The following is a 19,068-nucleotide window of genomic DNA, read 5'->3' as shown; positions in this document are numbered from 1 at the left end:
CAATGACCAAAGCGATTTGCTTCGAAGAATTTGGTGGTCCGGAAGTGTTGAGGTGGATGGATGTCGCGGTACCGGAGCCGGGTCCCGGGGAGGTGCGCATCCGGCACAAGGCGGTCGGGGTGAACTTCGTTGACGTGTACCAGCGCAGCGGGCTTTACAAGATGCCGCTGCCGGCGATAGCCGGCAACGAAGGAGCCGGCGTGGTCGAGGCGGTCGGCGAGGGAGTTACACTGTTCCAGCCCGGAGACCGCGTCGCATACGCGGGCACTTCCGGCGGCGGCTACTGCGAATCGCGGGTCATCAAGGCGGACCGGCTCTGCCTGCTACCTGATGCAGTCTCCTTCGAGCAGGCTGCGGGAATGATGCTCAAGGGGCTTACCGTTCAGTACCTGGTCCGAAGGACCTACCAGGTGCAGGCCGGAGAAACGGTAGTGTTCCACGCCGCCGCCGGAGGTGTCGGCACCATCGCCTGCCAATGGCTGCGGGCGCTCGGCGCAAGGGTCATAGGCACTGCCGGATCGGAGGAAAAGTGCGAGCTGGCGCGGCAGCACGGCGCCGACTACTGCATCAACTATCGCACCGAAAACATCCTGGAGCGGGTGAAGGAAATTACCGGCGGAGAAGGGGCCGCGGTAGTGTACGATTCGGTAGGAAAGGACACCTTCGAGACCTCGCTCAAGTGCCTGCGCCCCCGCGGCCTGATGGTGAGCTTCGGCAACGCTTCCGGCCCAGTGCCGCCGGTGGATCTCCTGCAGCTTTCGCAACTGGGCTCCCTGTACCTGACCCGCACCGGGCTCGCTACCTACATCGCCAAACGGTCAGAGTTGGAAAAGGCTGCCGCCGAGCTGTTCGAGATGGTAATCTCTGGCAAGGTCAGGATAGAGATCAACCGGAGCTTTAGACTGCAGGACGCGGCCCAGGCCCACCGTGAACTGGAGGCACGCCAGACCACCGGCTCCACGATTCTGGTCCCTGACTGAGCCTGCCTAGTAAGGCTCACAGCTTGAACCAACGTACCAGCTCCTGCAAGTCCGCTGCGGTCCGGTTCAGATCGGCCGCAGCGGCGGCGGACTGATTGGCATCATCGGACGTCAGGTGGGCGAGATGCGTGATTTGCTGAATGTTGTCCGATATCGTGTTGGTGACACTGCTTTGCTCGTTGGCAGCCAGCGCAATGGTCTCCACCTGCCGGCCAGCGGCGGCGATATGGGCCAGGATGTCCCTGATCGCCTCTCCGGAGCGCGCCGCCTCCGCCTTGCCGTTGCCAACCTGTGACACGCCGCTCTCCATTGCGTCGACGGCGCTCTTCGTCTCCCGTTGGATGGCCTGGATCATTTCTCCAATTTCCCTGGTCGCCCGCGTGGTCCGTTCGGCAAGGGCACGGACCTCGTCCGCCACGACAGCAAAGCCGCGCCCCTGCTCGCCGGCCCGTGCCGCCTCGATGGCTGCATTGAGGGCCAGCAGGTTGGTCTGGTCCGCAATGTCCTCGATGGTGCCGATGATGGTGCCGATTTGGTCTCCCCGTGCCCCCAGGCTCTCCACGGTACGGGTGGACTCCTGCACCGTGTCTGCGATCTGTCCCATAACCGAGACGGTTTTCTCTACCACGTCGGCACCGACCGAAGCGGCCTGGGAGGCGCTCTGCGTTCCCGCCGAAGCCATACGGCAGTTATTGGCGATCTCACCGGAGGTTGCCGACATCTCGACGCTGGCCGTAGCTACCGAACCGGCCTGTTCCGCCACGTCCCTGGCTCCCGCGGCGATGTGGTCGGAGGTGCTGTGCAGTTGCAGCGACGCAGTCGATATCCGGGACGAGGTCGCCGCTATGTTACTCACGGTCCGATGCAGCGTTTCTATCAAGCGGTTCAGCATCCCGCTCACCGTGGCGAGTTCATCGTTGCCGGTTGCATCGAACTTGCAGCTCAGGTTGCCGTTGGTAAGGGATTCCACTTCCTTGACCATCGTTTTTAACGACTGCATTATCGAACGCCGCACCCAGACCACAAGGGCGATGATGAGTACGCCAATTGCCGTGGCGACGCCACCGCTGGTGTACACATGGGTGGTCAGCAGGCTCAGTTTGGAAAGGATACCCTGCATCTGCGTCCGGCCGTCCGCCTGGCTATGTTTCACCATAACCATCGCCGTCTGGATGGTCGTATCGCAGACCTTGTCGTACTCCTCCATCACGGCATTCCCCTCCTGGGGGCTCCTGCCGTAGGCGTCATACATCCGGCAGCCTGTCTGCCACATCGCCGGAAGTGCGGTCTCGATCTTCTTCAGGTCGGCACTATACCCAGCAGAATGCTGCGTGTACTTTTGCATCCGTTCCACAAGTTGGGATGCTTTGTCATAAGCGGTCTTCGCGTCCTTGTCTATTGATTCCCTGTCCCTGGTGAGGCTGGCATCCGTGAGAAACTGCCAAAGGTTGGCGATTTGCAACTGGAGTTCCTGAGCCATGGTCGCCTCTTCACTCAACCCCGAGTAATCTGAGAGCTGGTTCCTGACGTCATCCAGCCGGTGCGAGGTCAGCAGTGGTATCATGATGCAGATGAGCACTATGACAGTGGTCATACCCAAAGCGAGCAACATTTTTTTGGCAATACTCATCCAATCCCCCAAGCAGTAGGCGCTGTATATCCCAGACCTGATCGGTATGATGCAGGATAACTTTAGGAGATTGCGCGCCTGGCCTTGCCAATACTCCTAAAACGGTTCCTGTACCCCAAATGGGGTTAATCCTTGTCAAGGCGGGGACGGGAGTTTAGGATGCCCTGCAACCAAGGAGTTTGCTAGACCTACCAACATCGTTAAAAGGACCGGATCATGCCCCCTACCGAGAACCTCACTGCTCTCGACAAAGCAATGGCAAAAGTGTGTGAACTCTGCCCCGTATGCCTCCATGCCCGCTATCACCAAAAGGGCCTCGTCTATGATTTCGTGAACAAGATCGAGGAGGACGTCTGCCCCTTCTGCCGGGCCTACGAACGTGTGCACGGTAAAAAGGCGCACGAAAGAAGATGAAGGCAGGCGGAGTGCTGCGTCTGCTCTCACCGTCATCCCTCAGTTTTTGCGAAACAGCCAGGGGTTTTTCCCCTACTTAATGAATAAGGTTCTGCCCCCGATATCCTAGCTTCAGTATCTCATCACGGCACGCGTCCTGTGAGTTAACGACAGGCGCTGCCGACTACCGGTCAGGAGGGGGAATCATGTTGTTTCGTATTGTAGCTGTAGCATTGATTGTCATCGTGGGAAGCATCATCTCTGTCAGCAGCTTGCGCGCTTCCGAAAAGGAGGAGTCGGTCGCCGTCGCACTGACTGAATACCTCCTTTCCGCCCGTGCTGTGCTGGCGACGAACCAATCGCTGATCAACGATCCAGATAAAGGCAACAAGGGTTTCACGGCTGATGTGTACGAACAACAGGTGCGGCTGGAGTTTCTGCGCAGAACCTCGGCTGATATCACGAAGATGGCGGACGACGCCTTTGGAAAAGCCCTCTCAGAAATTCATCAGTCCGCAAAACAAGTCATTACCGAAGCGCAGCCCTTGATCAATCAGGAGGGGAAGGGATTCAAGGGTTTCAATCCGGCGGCGTTTGGGGCGAAGGTCGGTGCGGCCCTGGAAAAACGCTCTGATATCCGGATCAAACAAACGAGCCTCAAATTCCGCGGAGCCTACAACAAACCCGACGAATATGAGACGACCATACTGGCGAAATTCGTCGGCGGGAACAAGGACCAAAGCCATAGCGAGGAGTTAACGGTGGATGGGAAGAAGGTGGTGAGGTACATGGTACCGATTTACATCTCCAAGGCCTGCCTCGGTTGTCATGGCGATCCGGCAGGTACAGTTGACGTTTCGGGACATAAGAAGGAAGGATACAGGGATGGCGACCTGCGTGGAGCCATCAGCGTCATAGTTCCGGTGCTCTAGTTCAAAACCGGCACCATATCTCGGGGCCATCGTCCCGCGAAAAACTAAAGGAGGCCCACTTGTTGAAGTGGGCCTCCTTTTTTTACTGGCTGCAGCCTTAGATGATCTTGTTGAGGGAGTATTCCACAATGCCTTCGGCGCCGAGTTTGATGAGCTCGGGGACGATGCGGCGGACTTCTTGTTCGGGCATTATGCTCTCGATGGAAACCCAGTCGGAGTTGTAGTGGTTGGCGACGGTCGGGCTCTTCAAACTAGGGATGACGGCGGTGATCTCGGCAACCTTCTCTTTCGGCGCGTTCATCTTGAGACCGACCATGCCCTCGGCGCGCAGCGAGGACTGCAGCAGGGTGGCGATCTGCTCGATCTTGGCGCGCTTCCAGGGATCTTCCCAGGCGGCCTTGTTGACGACCATGACCGGGACAGATTCCATCAGCTCGGTGACGATCCTGAGACCGTTGGCCTTGATGGTGGAACCAGTCTCCGTTACTTCAACGATGGCGTCGCAGAGGCCCTCGACAACCTTCGCCTCGGTGGCACCCCAAGAGAACTCGACGGTGACGGGGATGTTTCTCTCGGCGAAGTAGCGCTTGGTGAAGCCGACAAGCTCGGTGGAGATGGTGCCGCCACGCAGGTCCTCGGGCCCCTGAATCTTGGAGTCGCCGTTCACGACCAGCACCCAGCGGGCGGGACGGCGGGAGACCTTGGAGTAGACCATCTCGCAGACTTCGATGACATCGGACTCGTTCTCGCGGATCCAGTCGCGGCCGGCAATGCCAACGTCGATGGTGCCGCGTTCCACGTACTTGCCCATCTCCTGCGGACGGATCAGGGAGCACTTGATCTCATCGTCGTCAATACCGGGGAAATAGCTGCGCGACGAGATCGATATCTGCCAGCCGGCTTTCTTGAACAGGTCGACGGTGGCGTTTTCAAGGCTCCCCTTGGGGATGCCGAGCTTCAACTTTTCCATTTCATTCCCTCTCTTGACTCACATTGAATTAAGAAAAAAAAAGCCACGAAGCGGAAGCCCCGTGGCTGGTCATGTTATTTCTTGTAGACGGTGTTGGGATCGAAGAGCGGGTTGGAGTGCTCGACCCAGGTGCCGTTCTCGTATTTTACGTAGAAGCAGCTCCGGTTGCCGGTGTGGCAGGCGGCGGGCCCGTTCTGCTTTACCTTGATCACCACGGTGTCGGCGTCGCAGTCGGTAAGCACCTCGATCACTTCCTGGGTGTTGCCGGACTCTTCGCCCTTCATCCAGTACTTGTTCCTGGTGCGGCTGAAGAACCAGGTCTTGCCGGTTTCCAGGGTCAGGTTCAGGGTCTTCTCGTCCATGAACGCGACCATCAACACTTCCCCGCTTTCGTTGTCCTGGATAACAGCAGGGATCAGTCCACCCATCTTCTCGAAATCGATCTTTATCATGGCTTCTCTCAGTCCTTCTACCGCGTTTAGTGATAAAAAAGTGTCTTTTAATACACCTCCGGCCCAACTTGTGTCAATGATTATGTAGACACGCCTCCCACCTTCGCTAAAGCTTCCCACCTTCGCTAAAGCTACGGTGGGCAAGCTCCACCTAAACACTCAGGCGCTACGGTCGGGAACAGTTTGGGGGTTGTTCTAAAAAGGAAGGCCCGGCAGGATTCTCTGCCGGGCCTTCCCGTGTCTCTTCTCTTGTCCGCCGACTAGTCTTCGGCGAGCAGCGTTCGGTCGTTCTCGAAGGTCTTGTGACGCAACTCGTGGAACTTCTGGATCAGCTTCTCCACGGTGAGAGCCTTCTTCGCTTCACCCTCGATGTCGAAGATGATCTCGCCGCCGTCCATCATGAGCAGACGGTTGCCGAATTCGATGGCGTGAGTCATGTTGTGGGTGATCATCATGCCGGTCAGCTTGTACTCGCTGATGAACTTGTTGGTCAGCTCCAGCACGATCTCGGCGTTCTTCGGGTCAAGCGCCGCAGTGTGCTCGTCGAGCAGGATCAGCGACGGCTTGGAAAGGACCATCATGAGCAGGGTAAGCGCCTGGCGCTGTCCGCCGGAGAACATGACCAGGTTCTCCTTCATGCGGTGCTCGAGCCCCATCCTGAGCTGCACCAATTCCTGACGGAAGATCTCGCGGGTCTTGTTGTTCAGACTGCGACGCAACCACTTCATCCCCTTCTTGTGGGTGATGGTCATGTTGTCTTCCAGGCTCATGTTGCCGGCGGTGCCCAGCAGCGGGTTCTGGAAGATCCTGCCGATGTACTTCGCCCTCTTGTACTCCGGGTCGCGGGTGACGTTCTTGTCGTTGGCGAAGATCTGCCCTTCGCTGGGGAGATAGGTCCCGGCGATGGTGTTGAACAGGGTCGATTTGCCGGCCCCATTGGAGCCGATGATGGTGATGAAGTCGCCTTCCTTCACCTTGAGGTTGATGTTGTTCAGGGCCTTGTTTTCATTGACGGTCCCCTGGCCAAATACGATGGAAACGTTCTTAAGTTCTATCATTTTGCCACCTTAAACGGGACCTTCAGTTTCTTGGCCTGCGTCATGATGAGAAGGACGATGATCAGCACCCCCTTGATCAGGTTCAGGTCGCTCGGGGTCATGTGGATCACGTAGCCGTAGAAACGCCCGACGTACATCACGGCATAAAAGCAGATGGAACCGGCGAGGGCGCAGAAGGTAAGGACGCCGATCCGGTTGCTCTTGAGCATCAGGAATTCCCCGATCATGACGGAAGCGAGGCCGGAAACGATGATGCCCTGCCCAAGCCCCACGTCTGCGAAACCGAGGTACTGCGCAGCGAAGGCGCCGGAGATGGCAACCAGGCCGTTGGAGAGGCCGACGCCGATGGTTTTCAGGGTCTTGGGGTTCACCCCCTGCGAGATGACCATCTGCTCGTTGTTCCCCATTGCGCCCAGGGTCATGCCGAGGTCGGTGCGGAAGAACAGATCAAGAGCCACCTTTACCACCAGGGCGACGATCACGAAGAACACCAGCAGGATGTAGTCGTCGGGAATGACGCCGGTGAACTTCTCGGTGACCTGCTTGAGGATGGTCGGCTGATCCAGGATGGGGACGTTGGCGCGGTTACCCAGGATGCGGATGTTGACCGAGTAGAGCATGGTCATGGTGAGGATACCGGCCAGGAGGTTCGGCACCCTCAGGTGGTTGTGGATGAGGGCGGTGACCACGCCGGCCGTGACGCCGCCCGCGAAGGCGACGAGGAGCGCGAGCCAACCGTTCATGCCGGTGAGGAGGCACTGCACCATGAGCGCCGCCCCCAAGGGGAAGGACCCGTCAACCGTCAGGTCCGGAAAATCAAGAATCCTGAACGAGATGAATACGCCCAGGACCATGATGCCATAGATCAAACCTTCAACAAAAATACCTTCGATCATAAAACCCTTCTTAGAACCTTAGTCCCACCTTCGCTAAAGCTGTGGTGGGCAAGCATACAATTTCGGCTTTAAAACCCACTGGCCGCCCACCGCAGCTTCAGCGGGTGGACGGCCAATGGGTTTGCGTTCTGTTTACTTCTTGGTGAGCTTGCCGTTCTGACGGACGGTCTTGGCGGCCTTGACGATGTCGGCCGGGACGGTCAGGCCGAGCTTCTTGGCCACGTCGAGGTTGATGAGCAGGTCGACGTCGCTAGCCTTGGTCATGAAACGGGTCGGGATCTGCTCCGGCTTCTTCCCTTTCAGGATCTCGATGACCATCTTGCCGGTAGCGCGGCCCATCTTGTAGTAGTCGAAGCCCCACGCGGCGAGGACGTCGTAGGTCTCGGAGGAGCTCGGGTCTGCGGACATGACCGGGATCTTGGCCTTGGCGGCAACCTCGGCAACGGCGCTCATGGCGGAGACAACGGTGTTGTCGGTGGAGATGTAGATGGCGTCGACGCGGTTGGCGATGGTCTGGGCTGCCTGCTTCACTTCGGCGGACTTGGTAACGGTGGTCTCAACAAACTCGAGGTGCTTCTCCTTGCAGACCTGCTTCACCATGCCGGCCAGCACCACGGCGTTCTCCTCGGAGCTGGTATAGATGTGGCCGATACGCTTGGTTTTCGGCTTGATCTTCAGCAGCATCTCGATCTGCTGCTTCACCGGGGTCATGTCGGAAACGCCGGTGACGTTCTTGCCGCCTTTGGCGAGGGAGGGAACCAGGCCCGCTTTGACCGGGTCGGTAACGGCGGAGAAGACGATCGGGATCCCTTTCAGGGTGTTCACCAGCGCCTGAGCCGTCGGGGTGGCTACGCCGACAGCGAGGTCGACTTTCTGGCTCTGGAACTTGGTGGCGATGGACGCCGCGGTGTTGATGTCGCCGTTGGCGTTCTGCACGTCGAAGGTTGCGTTGATCTTGGAGTCCTTCAGTTCATCCTGGATGCCCTTTACAACAGCATCCAGCGCCGGGTGGGAAACGATCTTGGAGATGCCGATCGTTACCGGCTTGGCGGGAGCCGCTGCGAAAGCGGTTGCCGCAGACAACACAGACAAAGAGAGAGCCAACAGAATACCGATCTTCTTGCGCACAGATACCTCCGGTTTACATTGAATTGAATTTCTGCTGCTGGTACTGCCAAACCGTAATCTATCGCCGCCGACCGGTGAAAAGGTCGGACCTATTTTCGACCGCCGAGCATACCACCGGCAAAGAGCTATCGTCAACGCCATAGTGCCGCTAAATAGGAACAATTCTTTGAAGAATCGAAAAAAAATGGATCAAACCGTCAAACAAAGCGCCAATATAAAACTTTTCTCACGCAAATAGCCCACTGGTTGTTGACACCGTAAATGTAAAAAGGGTATAAGTACGTACGAGCTTGTCGGTTTTGTCACAGGTGTACGGCACTAAAGCCCGCCCCGATATCTCCCCCAGTAACCGCCAAAACCAGACTCCGCACAATCACGAGAAATAAAAGCACGCCAGGCGCCGTCCGCACCGACATGTCCGCACGGTCGAGGCCGGTCCAGGCTGCACCACCATACAAGGAGAACTTCAACGTGAAGCACCTGTACCCGAACCACCACGCCCTCATGCTGGTCGCCCTGCTGGCACTGCCGCTGGCACTCATGGGATGCAAGGATAAAAAGGCCTCCGCCACCCCGGCTGGCACCGCAGCCGTGCAAGGCCATCCCTCGTCGGCGCAGGCCGTCCCGGCGACCAACCTCCCGGCAGCGACCGCTCCTGCCACCGGCACCCCGGCGGCGGCCACCCCGGCGGTCCCTGCTACACCGGCAACCGATGCGACCGCCCCGGCTGGCGCCGCCAAGTTCGACGCACACTCTAGCGCCGGCAAAAAGGGAAAGGGAAAGGGCAAGGGCGCCAAAGGTAAAGAGGCAGCCGCTCCCAAGGTTACCTATCGCGCCGGCGAAGACCCGGACTTCGCCGCCAAGAAGGGTTGGCCGGTAAAATCTCCCGCGCCGCTCCCGGGTTCGCTCCTGCCCCAGAAGCGGATCGTCGCCTACTACGGCAACCCCCTCTCCAAGAGGATGGGTGCCTTGGGCGAGTACCAGAAAGACGACATGCTGCAGCGCCTTAAGCGGGAAGTGGCCAAGTGGCAGGCTGCAGACCCCTCCCACCCGGTGCAACCGGCGCTGCACCTGATCGCGGTTGTGGCCCAGGGGGAGCCGGGCAAGGCCGGTCTCTACCGCATGGTCATGCCCGACAAGATCATCAACGACGTGTACAGCTGGGCCAAGTCGATCAACGCCATCATGTTCATCGACATCCAGACCGGGCACGACAACATCCGCAACGTGCTGCCGCGCTTCGAGTGGATCCTCAAGAACCCGGACGTGCATCTCGGCATCGATCCTGAGTTCAACCTGATCAAGAGCGGCAAGAAGCCGGGCACCAAGATCGGCACCTACGACGCCGCCGACATCAACTACGCATCGAACTACCTGAAGGAACTGGTGAAGAAGTACAACCTGCCGCCGAAGGTGTTCATCGTGCACCGCTTTACCAGAAACGGCGTGACCAACTCGAAGAACATCCAGCTGCGCCCCGAGGTGCAGATCGTGATGAACATGGACGGCTGGGGCGCTCCCTGGCTCAAGCGCGACTCCTACAAGGACTACGTCGTGGCGGAGCCGGTCGAGTTCACCGGGTTCAAGCTCTTCTACCACAACGACACCAAGAAGGGCGACGCGCTGCTCACCCCGAAAGAGGTGCTCTTGCTGAACCCGAAACCGCTGTACATCCAGTACCAGTAACCCCTTCCTGCCCCCCTCCGGGGGCGGGGACGCGGATGCACCCAACTGGCCGACTCGGGCGAATGATTATTCGCCCTTGCAGTACCCATCGGTATCAAAAAAGAAGGGGCGAACCACTATGGTTCGCCCCTTTACTTTTTCCAAGTCAACGACGCCCTCACCCCGGCCCTCTCCCGGAGGGCGAGGGGGGAAACCTCACCTCGTCCATTTTGCCGAGGGAGATGGGCGCGTACGTCGTCCCCGTCACCACTGGAAGTGCGCCTGCCTCTCGGTGGCAACTCCCCCCTCGAAACTGTGCTCCATGAAGGTGGCTTCCCCTGCCTCATCCACCAGCAAGACTGTGGAACAGCGGGTGCCATACTGCGCGCTCCTGATGAAGATGGGAGAGAGCATCCGCTCCAACTCCAGTCCGACGCCGGTATCGGGCAACTCCTGGTCCGGAGGGTGTGTCTCGTCGGCCAGGAGCGCAAACAGTTCCTCCACGTCGAAGTCGTCCCGTGCCAGGATGCGGGCAAGCCCGTCCTTGCCGCGGCACACCTTGGGCCAGGGGGTGTCCAGCAGGTGGTTGCTGAGACCGTGGATCCCCGCCTCGATGGGGAACACCCGGTCGCTCTTGTTGGAGTAGCAGAACAGCCGCTCGCTGTCACCGACCAGGAGGTTGTAGCCACCGTAGGGGATGCCGGATTCCCGCAGCCGGGCCAGGTACTGCTCGGCGCCCGTCTCCTGCGTAAGGAACCCGCTCACCAGTTGCCCGCGTGATGAAGGGCCATGCCGGTGTGGATCATTCGGGTCGCGGTAGTTGGTAAGCGCGGCAATCCGGCCGGTCACCGTCACACCGAGCCAGGTGCCGCCGTGGACCAGGTCGCGCCCGGCGAAGATGTGTGGGGCGTCTTCCCAGAAATGGGCGGGCTGCGTCGGACGCTGGTAGTACTCGTCACGGTTGGCCGCGATGACGAGCCGGTATTCGGGGTGGGCCCGGTAGGCGAGTAACAGCGTGCACATAGGATTTCCTGGGAGGGCTCAGAGATCCAGCAGCTTGGCGATCTCCTGCTCCTGCTTCTTGGTCATGGATTCGAACATCACGCCTGCGCCGGGGATGCAGCGGGTTACTCCCCAGGGCTGGGACCAACGCACGGTAGCGCGGATGGGGGTCTGGTCGGTGAACTCGAGGAAGCGGATCCAGAGGGTTTCCCCTTGCAGGAAGTCCTCCATGGTATGCAGGAACAGGCCATGGCTGCCAAGATTGATGGTGAAGGACTTGTGAGTGGCATCGGCCGGGAAGGTGGGATCAGTGCTGTAGTAGAGGTTCAGGTTGATCTGCCGGCGCGGCGACCGGCGCAGGGAGCGCGCGGGGAAGTTCCGGCAGCGTTTTTCGATGAAGAAGTGCAGTGCGGAGTCGGTGTCGGGGGAGAAACTCTGCTCCAACGGGCTCAGCTTTATCTTCTTCTGCCTCGCCTCCCACTTCACCCGCAGCACCGGGAAAAGGTTGATGCACTCATAGGCGATCACCTTTTCTTCCTTGCTGCAGCGCACCAGTGTCAGGATGTCCACGAGGAAGCCGTTGTAGCGGTTCTCCGTCGCCATCTGCGACATTTCCGCAAACGACCGCGCGACGTCACAGGCCACACCGATTTCGGTTACGGCGTGGGCATAGGCGTCACCTGCTTCACTATCTTTTACTACTATCAGGATCTTGATGTCTGACATGTATGCTTGGGATGGTCCTTCATTCAATGGAGGTCGCTTCTGGGACAGGCCTGCTACACTATAACCGCTCCCCAAAGAAGGTCAAACGGTTTTCGAGCCCGACTCTGACTGGGGCTACTCCGGCTTCTTGGAGGTAATGGAGAGCACGGTGACGGTAAGGTCGCCGGCCGGCCTCTTTATCGTGACCTCGTCGTCGACCTTCTTGCCGAGCAGCGCCTTGCCCACCGGTGAGTCGACACTGATCTTGCCCAGGCTCACGTCGAACTCGTCGGGCCCGACCAACTGGTAGCAACGCTCATCCCCCTCCTCGTCCTCGTAGGTGACCCAGCAGCCGAAGCTGACCGAGGTGGGGTTCAGCGGCGGGTAGATCACCTTGAGCACCTTGAGCCGGTCCCCCAGGTGCTTCAGTTCCCGGTCGATCTCGCGCAGCCTCTTCTTCGAATAGATGTATTCCGCATTCTCGGAGCGGTCCCCTTCGGCGGCGGCATCGGCCATGTTCTTCACCATGCGCGGCCTCTCGGTCTCCCAGAGAAAATCGTAGCGTTCCTGCAATCGTTTGCGCCCTTCGGCGCTGATCATGTTGGTCATCGGCACTCCTCGCCATGCAATCCTTGCCGACGGCAGACGGCTGCCGCGGAGGGGGCATCATAGTAGAGTTTGCACTGCAAGGCAATACGATAGCAGCCGGTCAGGGCTGCTTGTCCAGGTGGCGGTACTTGCGGATTGATTCTTCGTAGGTTTTCTGGATCTCGTTTTCGGGGGGGGCTTTGCTGTAGGAAATGAGGTAGCGTCCCAGGGCATACACCAGGATGAGAGCAAACAGCGTCCAGAGGGCTCTGACCACTTTTTGCCTGCGGGACAGCACAACCGGAGGAGTGTCGGTAGCCTCGTCCTCGTCACGCTTGTCGGCGATCTTGCGCAGGTGGGCGATCTGGACCGAGGAGATCTGCTTGAAGATCAGGTCGCGGTCCCGCTCGTCCAGAAAAAGGAATTCCATGCCGACGTCGTAGCGGTTGGAGCCGTCACGCTGCACAAGCGGAGGCTTGACATGGACGACCTGACCGACCGCATGCACTAGCCGCGGCGGCTCCTGCGGCAGGTACAGTTCCATGTTCACCAGTTGGTCCGGCCGCGCCGTGGTCGGCATGCGCAGACAGATCCCGCCTCCGCCCAGGTTCAGCTGGGCCCGAAGCAGATCCCGCCAGACGATGTCCTTGGCCGGCTTGAAGCGCGCCATCTGGGCGGCGATGACGAAGTCATCATACCCCTGGAACTTCATCTGCTCGCGCTCCTTGCGCACCTCCCAATCCCTTTCCACCTCTTTGCGGGTCGACTCGTCCACTATGTCGTAGCGGACCCTCAACGCCATGTCGGTCCGGAAGAACTGGCGCCGTTCGCGCAGGGTGAATCGGCCGAAAAGCCGTATCTGCAGCACACGGTCGCCGAGGCGGTCGGTGACGATACCGCTGCAGGTATAGCTGTCCTTGCCAAGCCAGACGCTGACATCAAGGATGAAGCCGACATCCACCCGGACGTTGGCCGGAAGCACGTCGCGGGAGATCTGCAACTGCAGCAGGTCTCCGCCCGACTCGCTGATGACGCCCCAGTCCCGGAACACGCCGCCGCCCGAGAGCGGGATGCCGATCTCGATGCGCATGCCCGGTGCAAGGACCTGGCGGTATTCGCTGTAATCGTCTTCCATGCCGAATCCGGATGATATTTTAATAAGAGGTTGAGCCGACCATCACATTAAACTACAGTCGCGGCGACTTGCAAGTCATTGAATGCGAAAGAGGCTTTCCTGTTTTACCTAATCAGGTCGAGGAGGTGCCTTGACATCGGGGGGAGCTGTGCTATCAAAGTAATGGCTTTTTTACTAATGAATAAGGAGTAGCTATGAAAAGAATTGCGATAGCAGCGGCGGCAATGGTGGTAGTAATGACAGCGGCACAGGCCATGGCGGTTTCGGCAGGCAAGACCGTGGAGTGGCCGACCTCGATGGGTAAAGTGACCTTCAAGGGCGACGACCATGCCGGCAAGGGGCTCAAATGTAACGAGTGCCACACCAAGATCTTCAAGATGAAGAAGGGCTCCGCCCAGATGAAGATGGCCGACATCAACGCCGGTAAGTACTGCGGCGAGTGCCACAACGGCAAGAAGGCCTTCAAGCCTGCCGGCAACTGCGCCAAGTGCCATAAGAAGTAGCGGCACCACCTATTCGGGCTGCGCTCCGTCCCGGGGCGCAACCCGCCTCCCCCCCTTCCTTTTCTGTTGATCCCCCTCGCAAATACAGATACAAAGAAGCAGCCGTCGCAACGGCTCGCGACTTTTTTTTGCCACCAACACAGGAGATCACAGATGAACGTCGTCACCAGGAGATCGGTCTGCCCCTTCGACTGCCCGGATACCTGCAGCATGCTGGTGCAGGTGGAAAACGGCAAGGCCATCGCCGTGCAAGGCGACCCGCTGCACCCCTTCAGCCGCGGCACCCTCTGCCCAAAGATGCGCCACTATGAGAAAAGCGTCCATTCGCCGCTGCGCCTGACGACGCCGCTCAAGAGGACCGGCGCCAAGGGGAGCGGCGAGTTCACCCCCATCACCTGGGACGAGGCGATCGCCACCATAGCCGAGCGCTGGCGCACCATCATCTCCGGGCACGGCGCCGAGGCGATCCTCCCCTATTCCTACGCGGGGACCATGGGCATCGTGCAGCGTAACGCGGGACATCCCTTTTTCCATCGCATGGGCGCCTCCCGGCTGGACCGTACCATCTGCTCCCCGGCCAAGGGAGCGGGATGGGAGGCGGTGATGGGCAAGACGGCGACACCGCCGCCGGAATCGGCCGGCAGCAGCGACCTGCTCATCCTGTGGGGGATCAACGCGGCGGCGACCAGCATCCACTTCCTCAACCAGGCGCAGGAGGTGCGGCAAAGGGGCGGCCAGATCTGGCTGATCGACACCTACGAGACGCCAACCGCCTCGGCAGCGAACCGCACCTTCCTGGTGCGACCGGGAAGCGACGGGGCGCTGGCCCTGGGGATGATGCACATCATTGCACGCGAGGGACTCGCCGACCGCGAGTTCATTGCGGAGCAGGTGCTCGGCTTCGATGAACTAGCGGCCGAGGTACTCCCAGCCATGACCCCGGAGCGCTGTGCGGAGATTACCGGCCTCAAGGCAGAGGCAGTCGTGGAGATGGCGCGTGCCTACGCTGCGGCCAAGGCCCCCTTCATCCGCCTGGGGAGCGGGTTGTCGCGCTACGGCAACGGCTCTATGACGGTACGCACGATCTGCTGCCTGCCGGCGCTGGTCGGCGCCTACGGCAAGGAGGGCGCAGGGTGCTTCCCCGACACCGCGACCGGGGGCGCCTTCCCGATGGAGATCCTGACCAGGGAGGACCTGACTCCCGGGCCGACCCGGCTCATCAACATGAACCAGCTGGGCGACGCGCTGAACCAGCTCGACGCGCCGCGGGTCATGGGGCTCTACGTGTACCACTCCAACCCGGCCGCGGTGACCCCGGACCAGAACGCGGTGCTCGAGGGCCTGTCCCGCGAGGACCTTTTCACCGTGGTGCATGAACGCTTCATGACCGACACCGCGCGCTACGCCGACATCGTGCTCCCCGCCACATCGTCGCTGGAGCACAGCGACATCTACCGTTCCTACGGCACCTACTGCATCCAGCGCGCCCAGGCGGTGATCGATCCGGTGGGGGGGAGCAAGCCCAACTGGGAGGTGTTCTCCCTTCTGGCCCAGGCGATGGGCTTTGAGGAAGAGATCTTCACCCTCAGCGCGGACCAGATGATCGACCGGCTCCTGGAGGTGCCCAAGCCGCTGCGCGCGGGGATCGACGAGGAGGCGCTTGCGGAAGGACGCCCGGTGACCCTGGCGGCACGGCCGGCAGGGATCATGACGCCGTCGGGTAAGATCGAGATTTTGAACGAGAGGCTCGCCGAGAAGCTGCCGCGCTACCTCCCCACCCACGAGGAGCAGGGGCGGCTTCCCTTCCGGCTGATGACCGCGCCCACCCCGTACGCACTGAATGCAACCTTCTACGAGCGGGAAGAGTTGAGGGAGAGCCAGGGGGGGATGCAGCTCAAGATGAATCCGCAGGATGCGGCTGACAAGGGACTTAGCGACGGCGCGGAGGTGGTGGCTTGGAACGAGCTCGGCAAGGTCACCTTCCGGCTGCAGGTAACGCCCAAGGTGCCGCGGAGCGTGGTGGTGGCCGAGGGGGTATGGTGGCTCGCCCATGCGCCGGGAGCGCGCTCGGTGAACGCCCTCACATCGCAGCGTTTGACCGACCAGGGCGGCGGGAGCACCTTCTACGACAACCGGGTCGATGTGCGCTTGGCCAATTGACAGCACCCCGGCCTCACGCAAAGACGCAAAGAAAGCACCCCTAGAAGAAGTGCTTGGAGTCTTCGCGGCTTTGCGTGAGCGGCAGATTTTGTCTCATGATTTCCCACCGGCTGCCGATGTAATGAGAAGCAACGGCAATAAACAATCGGGGGGCGTATGGAACCGAACAACAAGATCCTGCTGGAAAGCGGCACCAACGAACTGGAAATAGTCGAATTCAGGATCGACGAGGTGGACGGCAAGGGGAACGTGATTCCCTGCTACTTCGGCGTCAATGTGGCCAAGGTGCGCGAGATCATCAGGCTGCCCGAGACCCGCAAGGTGGTGAACTCCCACCCCTGCGTCAGCGGCATGATCAAACTGCGCGACCAGGTGATCACCCTGATCGACCTCTCCCGCTCGCTGAACAAGAACACGGATGGGATCCCGGCGGATCGGGTCATCGTGCTCGAGTTCAACAGGATCGTGGTCGGCATCCAGGTACACTCCGTCTCCCGCATCTATCGGATCTCATGGGAAAACGTGGAGCCGCCGGTCAAGGCTATCCACGACGCCAACATCACCGGCGTGGTGAAGATGGAGGACAGGATCATCCTTATCCTCGACTTCGAGAAGATCATCGGCGAGCTCTCCTCCACCATGGCGCTGGCCGCACCGGGCGAGGACCTGATGCTGGCCCATTCTGCCCTGAACCGCGGGGCCAGGACCATCCTGGTCGCCGACGACTCCGCCTTCATCAGGAGGACTATGTGCGGTTCCCTGCGCGAAGCGGGCTACAAGGTGGTGGAGGCGGAGAACGGCGAGGAGGCGTGGGAGCACGTGCAGGCGGTACGGCAGAAGTGCGCCGAGAGCGGGCAGCCGCTCAAGGAACTGCTGAGCCTCGTCATCACCGACATCGAAATGCCCCGAATGGACGGCCTGCACCTCACCGCCCTGATCAGGAAAGAAGCGGACCTGGGCGGGCTGCCGGTGGTAATCTTCTCGTCACTGGCCAGCGACGACAACAAGTTGAAATGGCGCAACCTCGGCGCCAGCGACATCCTTACCAAGCCGGACCTCCCCAACCTGGTCCAGAAGGCGGATACTCTTGCCCTATGAGTCGCACCCCGAGCTGTCGGTCGTAGTGCCGATCTACAACGAGGAAGGGAACGTCACTCCCTTCCTCACGGCACTCGCCCGGCAGCAGGGGGTACGCCTGGAAGTGATCCTCTCCGACGGCGCGTCCAGCGACCGCAGCCTCCCTATCGCTCAGCAACTGCGCGCCGGCCTTCCCTTCCCGCTCATCATCCTCGAGGGAACCAAGGGGAGAGGGGGGCAGCTGAACCGCGGCGCCGACTCCGCCCACGCTGACACACTCCTTTTCCTGCACATCGACTCCAGTTTCGACGATCCGCTGGCGCTCAGGAAGGCGCTGGACTCCCTGCATGAGGCGCAGGACGCCGGAGGACGGGTGGCGGGACGCTTCGCACTGCGCTTCGACTTCCCCGACAGCATTCCGCTCCCGTACCGTTTCTACGGCGCCAAGGCCGCGCTGGACCGCCCCGGCTGCACCCACGGCGACCAGGGGTTCCTGATCCGGCGCGATTTCTTCGCACAGGTCGGCCCCTACGACACCTCGCTGCCGCTCATGGAAGACACCTTTCTGGCCGAGCGGGTGCGGCGGGAGGGACGCTGGCTCCTCCTGCCGGCCGGCATCACCACCTCGCCCCGCCGTTTCCTCTCCGAAGGGCTCCTCCCCAGGCAAGCGCTCAACGCCATACTGATGAACCTGGCCCACACCGGGCAGCTGTCCCTCGTCCGTTGCCTGCAGACGAGCTACCGCAGTCAGGATGCCACGGCGCGACTGAAACTCGCCCCCGTCCTGAAGCCTTTGCACCGGGCCATCGGCGAACTCGACGAAGGAGAGCGGCGCAGCTTGTGGTACCGCACCGGTGCCTACGTGCGGGGCAACGCCTGGCAGATTCCTTTCTTTTTGGACGTGGTGACCGGTGGGATACGGGAAGCAGGGAGGGGGGGGAGGTTTCTGGAGCTTTACGACCGCTTTCTGGGGCGTGTCATCGACAATAAGGCGGGCGACCTCGGGGCCGCCCTGCTGACCTGGCTCTGGTTCCGGCTGACGCTTCTGGCTGCGCCCTAGCCCTCGCTGCGCGCTGCGCGCGCCGCCTCGATAAACCTCTTCAGCTCTTCCGCTTGCCACTGTGCCGGCTCCAGGAACTCGACCCCGAACCCGGTGGGGAGCCCGGCATGCACCCGTTTCCCCTCCTGGTTCACCCAGGCCACCCTTCCCTTCAGTTCCAACAGCGGCGCCTGCTCGGTCTCCAGAAAGAGGGCAAGTCTTAACTCCTGGTTTTGAAGCACCTCCTCGCGGCTGGCAAGGAAGAGGCCGCCGTCGCCGATGTCGAGGGCATGGGCGCTGACCGGGGTGTTACCGAGGAGGAACAGCACCGGGATCTGGCAGGGGATGCGCACCTCGCGCCGGTCCACGGCGTCGGTGTACTTGCGGGCCATGTCGAGGAAGAGGCGACGGTCGACGGGCTTGGTGAGGAAGTCGTCACACCCCGCCCGCTGTGCGCGCTGGCGGTCCTCGTCGTTGCCGAGGGTGGTGAGCATGACGACGGGGATGGCGGCAAGGAAGGGATCGCTCTTCAAGAGCCTGCAGCAGGTGATGCCGTCCATGAGCGGCATGTTGACATCCATGAAGACGAGGTCGGGAGGATCCTTGCGGACCAGCTCCAGGGCCTCTACGCCGTCGCCGGCGGTAATCACGTCAACATGGGATACCTTGAGAAAGCTCTTCTCCAGTTCCAGAATCAGCTTGGTATCGTCCACCAACATAATCTTAGGTTTAGCCACCACTCCCCCCACTCAGGT

At 60.6% G+C, this 19,068-nt stretch carries 18 protein-coding genes; 7 read left to right on the top strand and 11 right to left on the bottom strand.

The window, feature by feature from the left end; all coding sequences use genetic code 11:
• Positions 1-2 precede the first annotated feature (2 nt).
• On the top strand, positions 3-980 hold the full coding sequence (locus K7R21_RS18785) for a quinone oxidoreductase family protein (protein WP_224984810.1): 978 nt from the start codon (positions 3-5) through the stop codon (positions 978-980).
• Between the two features lie 16 nt (positions 981-996).
• Here K7R21_RS18785 and K7R21_RS18780 read toward each other — a convergent pair whose 3' ends face one another.
• Positions 997-2,610 (bottom strand): methyl-accepting chemotaxis protein, encoded by a 1,614-nt coding sequence (locus K7R21_RS18780; protein ID WP_224984809.1) that lies wholly within the window; start codon positions 2,608-2,610, stop codon positions 997-999.
• A gap of 599 nt (positions 2,611-3,209) precedes the next feature.
• Here K7R21_RS18780 and K7R21_RS18775 point away from each other — a divergent pair.
• The gene (locus tag K7R21_RS18775; protein WP_224984808.1) at positions 3,210-3,935 is read left to right on the top strand and encodes a Tll0287-like domain-containing protein; all 726 of its coding nucleotides are present in this window, start codon (positions 3,210-3,212) and stop codon (positions 3,933-3,935) included.
• A gap of 97 nt (positions 3,936-4,032) precedes the next feature.
• On the opposite strand, the gene hisG is transcribed toward K7R21_RS18775, so the two are convergent.
• The 5 genes from hisG to K7R21_RS18750 form a co-directional block, all read right to left on the bottom strand.
• Complete coding sequence (gene hisG, locus K7R21_RS18770) at positions 4,033-4,905, bottom strand: ATP phosphoribosyltransferase (RefSeq protein WP_224984807.1); 873 nt, start codon at positions 4,903-4,905, stop codon at positions 4,033-4,035.
• Between the two features lie 74 nt (positions 4,906-4,979).
• Positions 4,980-5,357 (bottom strand): phosphoribosyl-AMP cyclohydrolase, encoded by a 378-nt coding sequence (gene hisI / locus K7R21_RS18765; protein WP_135868296.1) that lies wholly within the window; start codon positions 5,355-5,357, stop codon positions 4,980-4,982.
• Between the two features lie 260 nt (positions 5,358-5,617).
• Positions 5,618-6,415 (bottom strand): ABC transporter ATP-binding protein, encoded by a 798-nt coding sequence (locus K7R21_RS18760; protein WP_224984806.1) that lies wholly within the window; start codon positions 6,413-6,415, stop codon positions 5,618-5,620.
• Positions 6,412-7,311, bottom strand: coding sequence for an ABC transporter permease (locus tag K7R21_RS18755; protein ID WP_224984805.1), 900 nt, complete (start codon positions 7,309-7,311; stop codon positions 6,412-6,414). Before K7R21_RS18755 ends, K7R21_RS18760 begins: the two co-directional genes overlap by 4 nt.
• Positions 7,312-7,443: 132 nt before the next feature.
• Positions 7,444-8,439: an ABC transporter substrate-binding protein gene (locus K7R21_RS18750; RefSeq protein WP_224984804.1), complete on the bottom strand. Its 996-nt coding sequence runs from the start codon at positions 8,437-8,439 to the stop codon at positions 7,444-7,446.
• A gap of 471 nt (positions 8,440-8,910) precedes the next feature.
• Here K7R21_RS18750 and K7R21_RS18745 point away from each other — a divergent pair, with 471 nt between their 5' ends.
• Positions 8,911-10,125, top strand: a complete 1,215-nt coding sequence (locus K7R21_RS18745) for a hypothetical protein (protein ID WP_404813668.1) — start codon at positions 8,911-8,913, stop codon at positions 10,123-10,125.
• A 243-nt stretch (positions 10,126-10,368) separates the two neighbouring features.
• On the opposite strand, the gene K7R21_RS18740 is transcribed toward K7R21_RS18745, so the two are convergent.
• From K7R21_RS18740 to K7R21_RS18725, 4 genes are all read right to left on the bottom strand, one after another.
• Positions 10,369-11,127 (bottom strand): NRDE family protein, encoded by a 759-nt coding sequence (locus K7R21_RS18740; protein ID WP_224984803.1) that lies wholly within the window; start codon positions 11,125-11,127, stop codon positions 10,369-10,371.
• Between the two features lie 18 nt (positions 11,128-11,145).
• A complete protein-coding gene (locus tag K7R21_RS18735; RefSeq protein ID WP_224984802.1) occupies positions 11,146-11,832 on the bottom strand; it encodes a PilZ domain-containing protein in 687 nt (228 codons plus the stop codon).
• A gap of 114 nt (positions 11,833-11,946) precedes the next feature.
• The gene (locus K7R21_RS18730; RefSeq protein ID WP_224984801.1) at positions 11,947-12,420 is read right to left on the bottom strand and encodes a GreA/GreB family elongation factor; all 474 of its coding nucleotides are present in this window, start codon (positions 12,418-12,420) and stop codon (positions 11,947-11,949) included.
• Between the two features lie 100 nt (positions 12,421-12,520).
• Positions 12,521-13,534, bottom strand: a complete 1,014-nt coding sequence (locus tag K7R21_RS18725) for a PilZ-like domain-containing protein (protein WP_224984800.1) — start codon at positions 13,532-13,534, stop codon at positions 12,521-12,523.
• A 194-nt stretch (positions 13,535-13,728) separates the two neighbouring features.
• Here K7R21_RS18725 and K7R21_RS18720 point away from each other — a divergent pair, with 194 nt between their 5' ends.
• From K7R21_RS18720 to K7R21_RS18705, 4 genes are all read left to right on the top strand, one after another.
• Positions 13,729-14,037 carry a cytochrome c3 family protein gene (locus K7R21_RS18720; protein ID WP_224984799.1) on the top strand — a complete coding sequence of 103 codons (309 nt, stop codon included), beginning with the start codon at positions 13,729-13,731 and terminating at the stop codon, positions 14,035-14,037.
• Between the two features lie 153 nt (positions 14,038-14,190).
• Positions 14,191-16,197: a molybdopterin oxidoreductase family protein gene (locus tag K7R21_RS18715; protein ID WP_224984798.1), complete on the top strand. Its 2,007-nt coding sequence runs from the start codon at positions 14,191-14,193 to the stop codon at positions 16,195-16,197.
• A 156-nt stretch (positions 16,198-16,353) separates the two neighbouring features.
• Positions 16,354-17,295 (top strand): chemotaxis protein CheV, encoded by a 942-nt coding sequence (locus K7R21_RS18710; protein ID WP_224984797.1) that lies wholly within the window; start codon positions 16,354-16,356, stop codon positions 17,293-17,295.
• A complete protein-coding gene (locus K7R21_RS18705) occupies positions 17,285-18,334 on the top strand; it encodes a TIGR04283 family arsenosugar biosynthesis glycosyltransferase (protein WP_224984796.1) in 1,050 nt (349 codons plus the stop codon). Before K7R21_RS18710 ends, K7R21_RS18705 begins: the two co-directional genes overlap by 11 nt.
• Here the strand turns inward: K7R21_RS18705 and K7R21_RS18700 are convergent.
• The gene (locus K7R21_RS18700; protein ID WP_224984795.1) at positions 18,331-19,050 is read right to left on the bottom strand and encodes a response regulator; all 720 of its coding nucleotides are present in this window, start codon (positions 19,048-19,050) and stop codon (positions 18,331-18,333) included. The two genes, K7R21_RS18705 and K7R21_RS18700, sit on opposite strands and share 4 nt — an antisense overlap.
• Positions 19,051-19,068 lie beyond the last annotated feature (18 nt).

The organism is Geomonas agri (assembly GCF_020179605.1).
Taxonomy (GTDB): Bacteria; Desulfobacterota; Desulfuromonadia; order Geobacterales; family Geobacteraceae; genus Geomonas; species Geomonas agri.
Note: the sequence above shows the minus strand (reverse complement) of the source record. Positions and strands in the feature narration are given on the sequence as shown.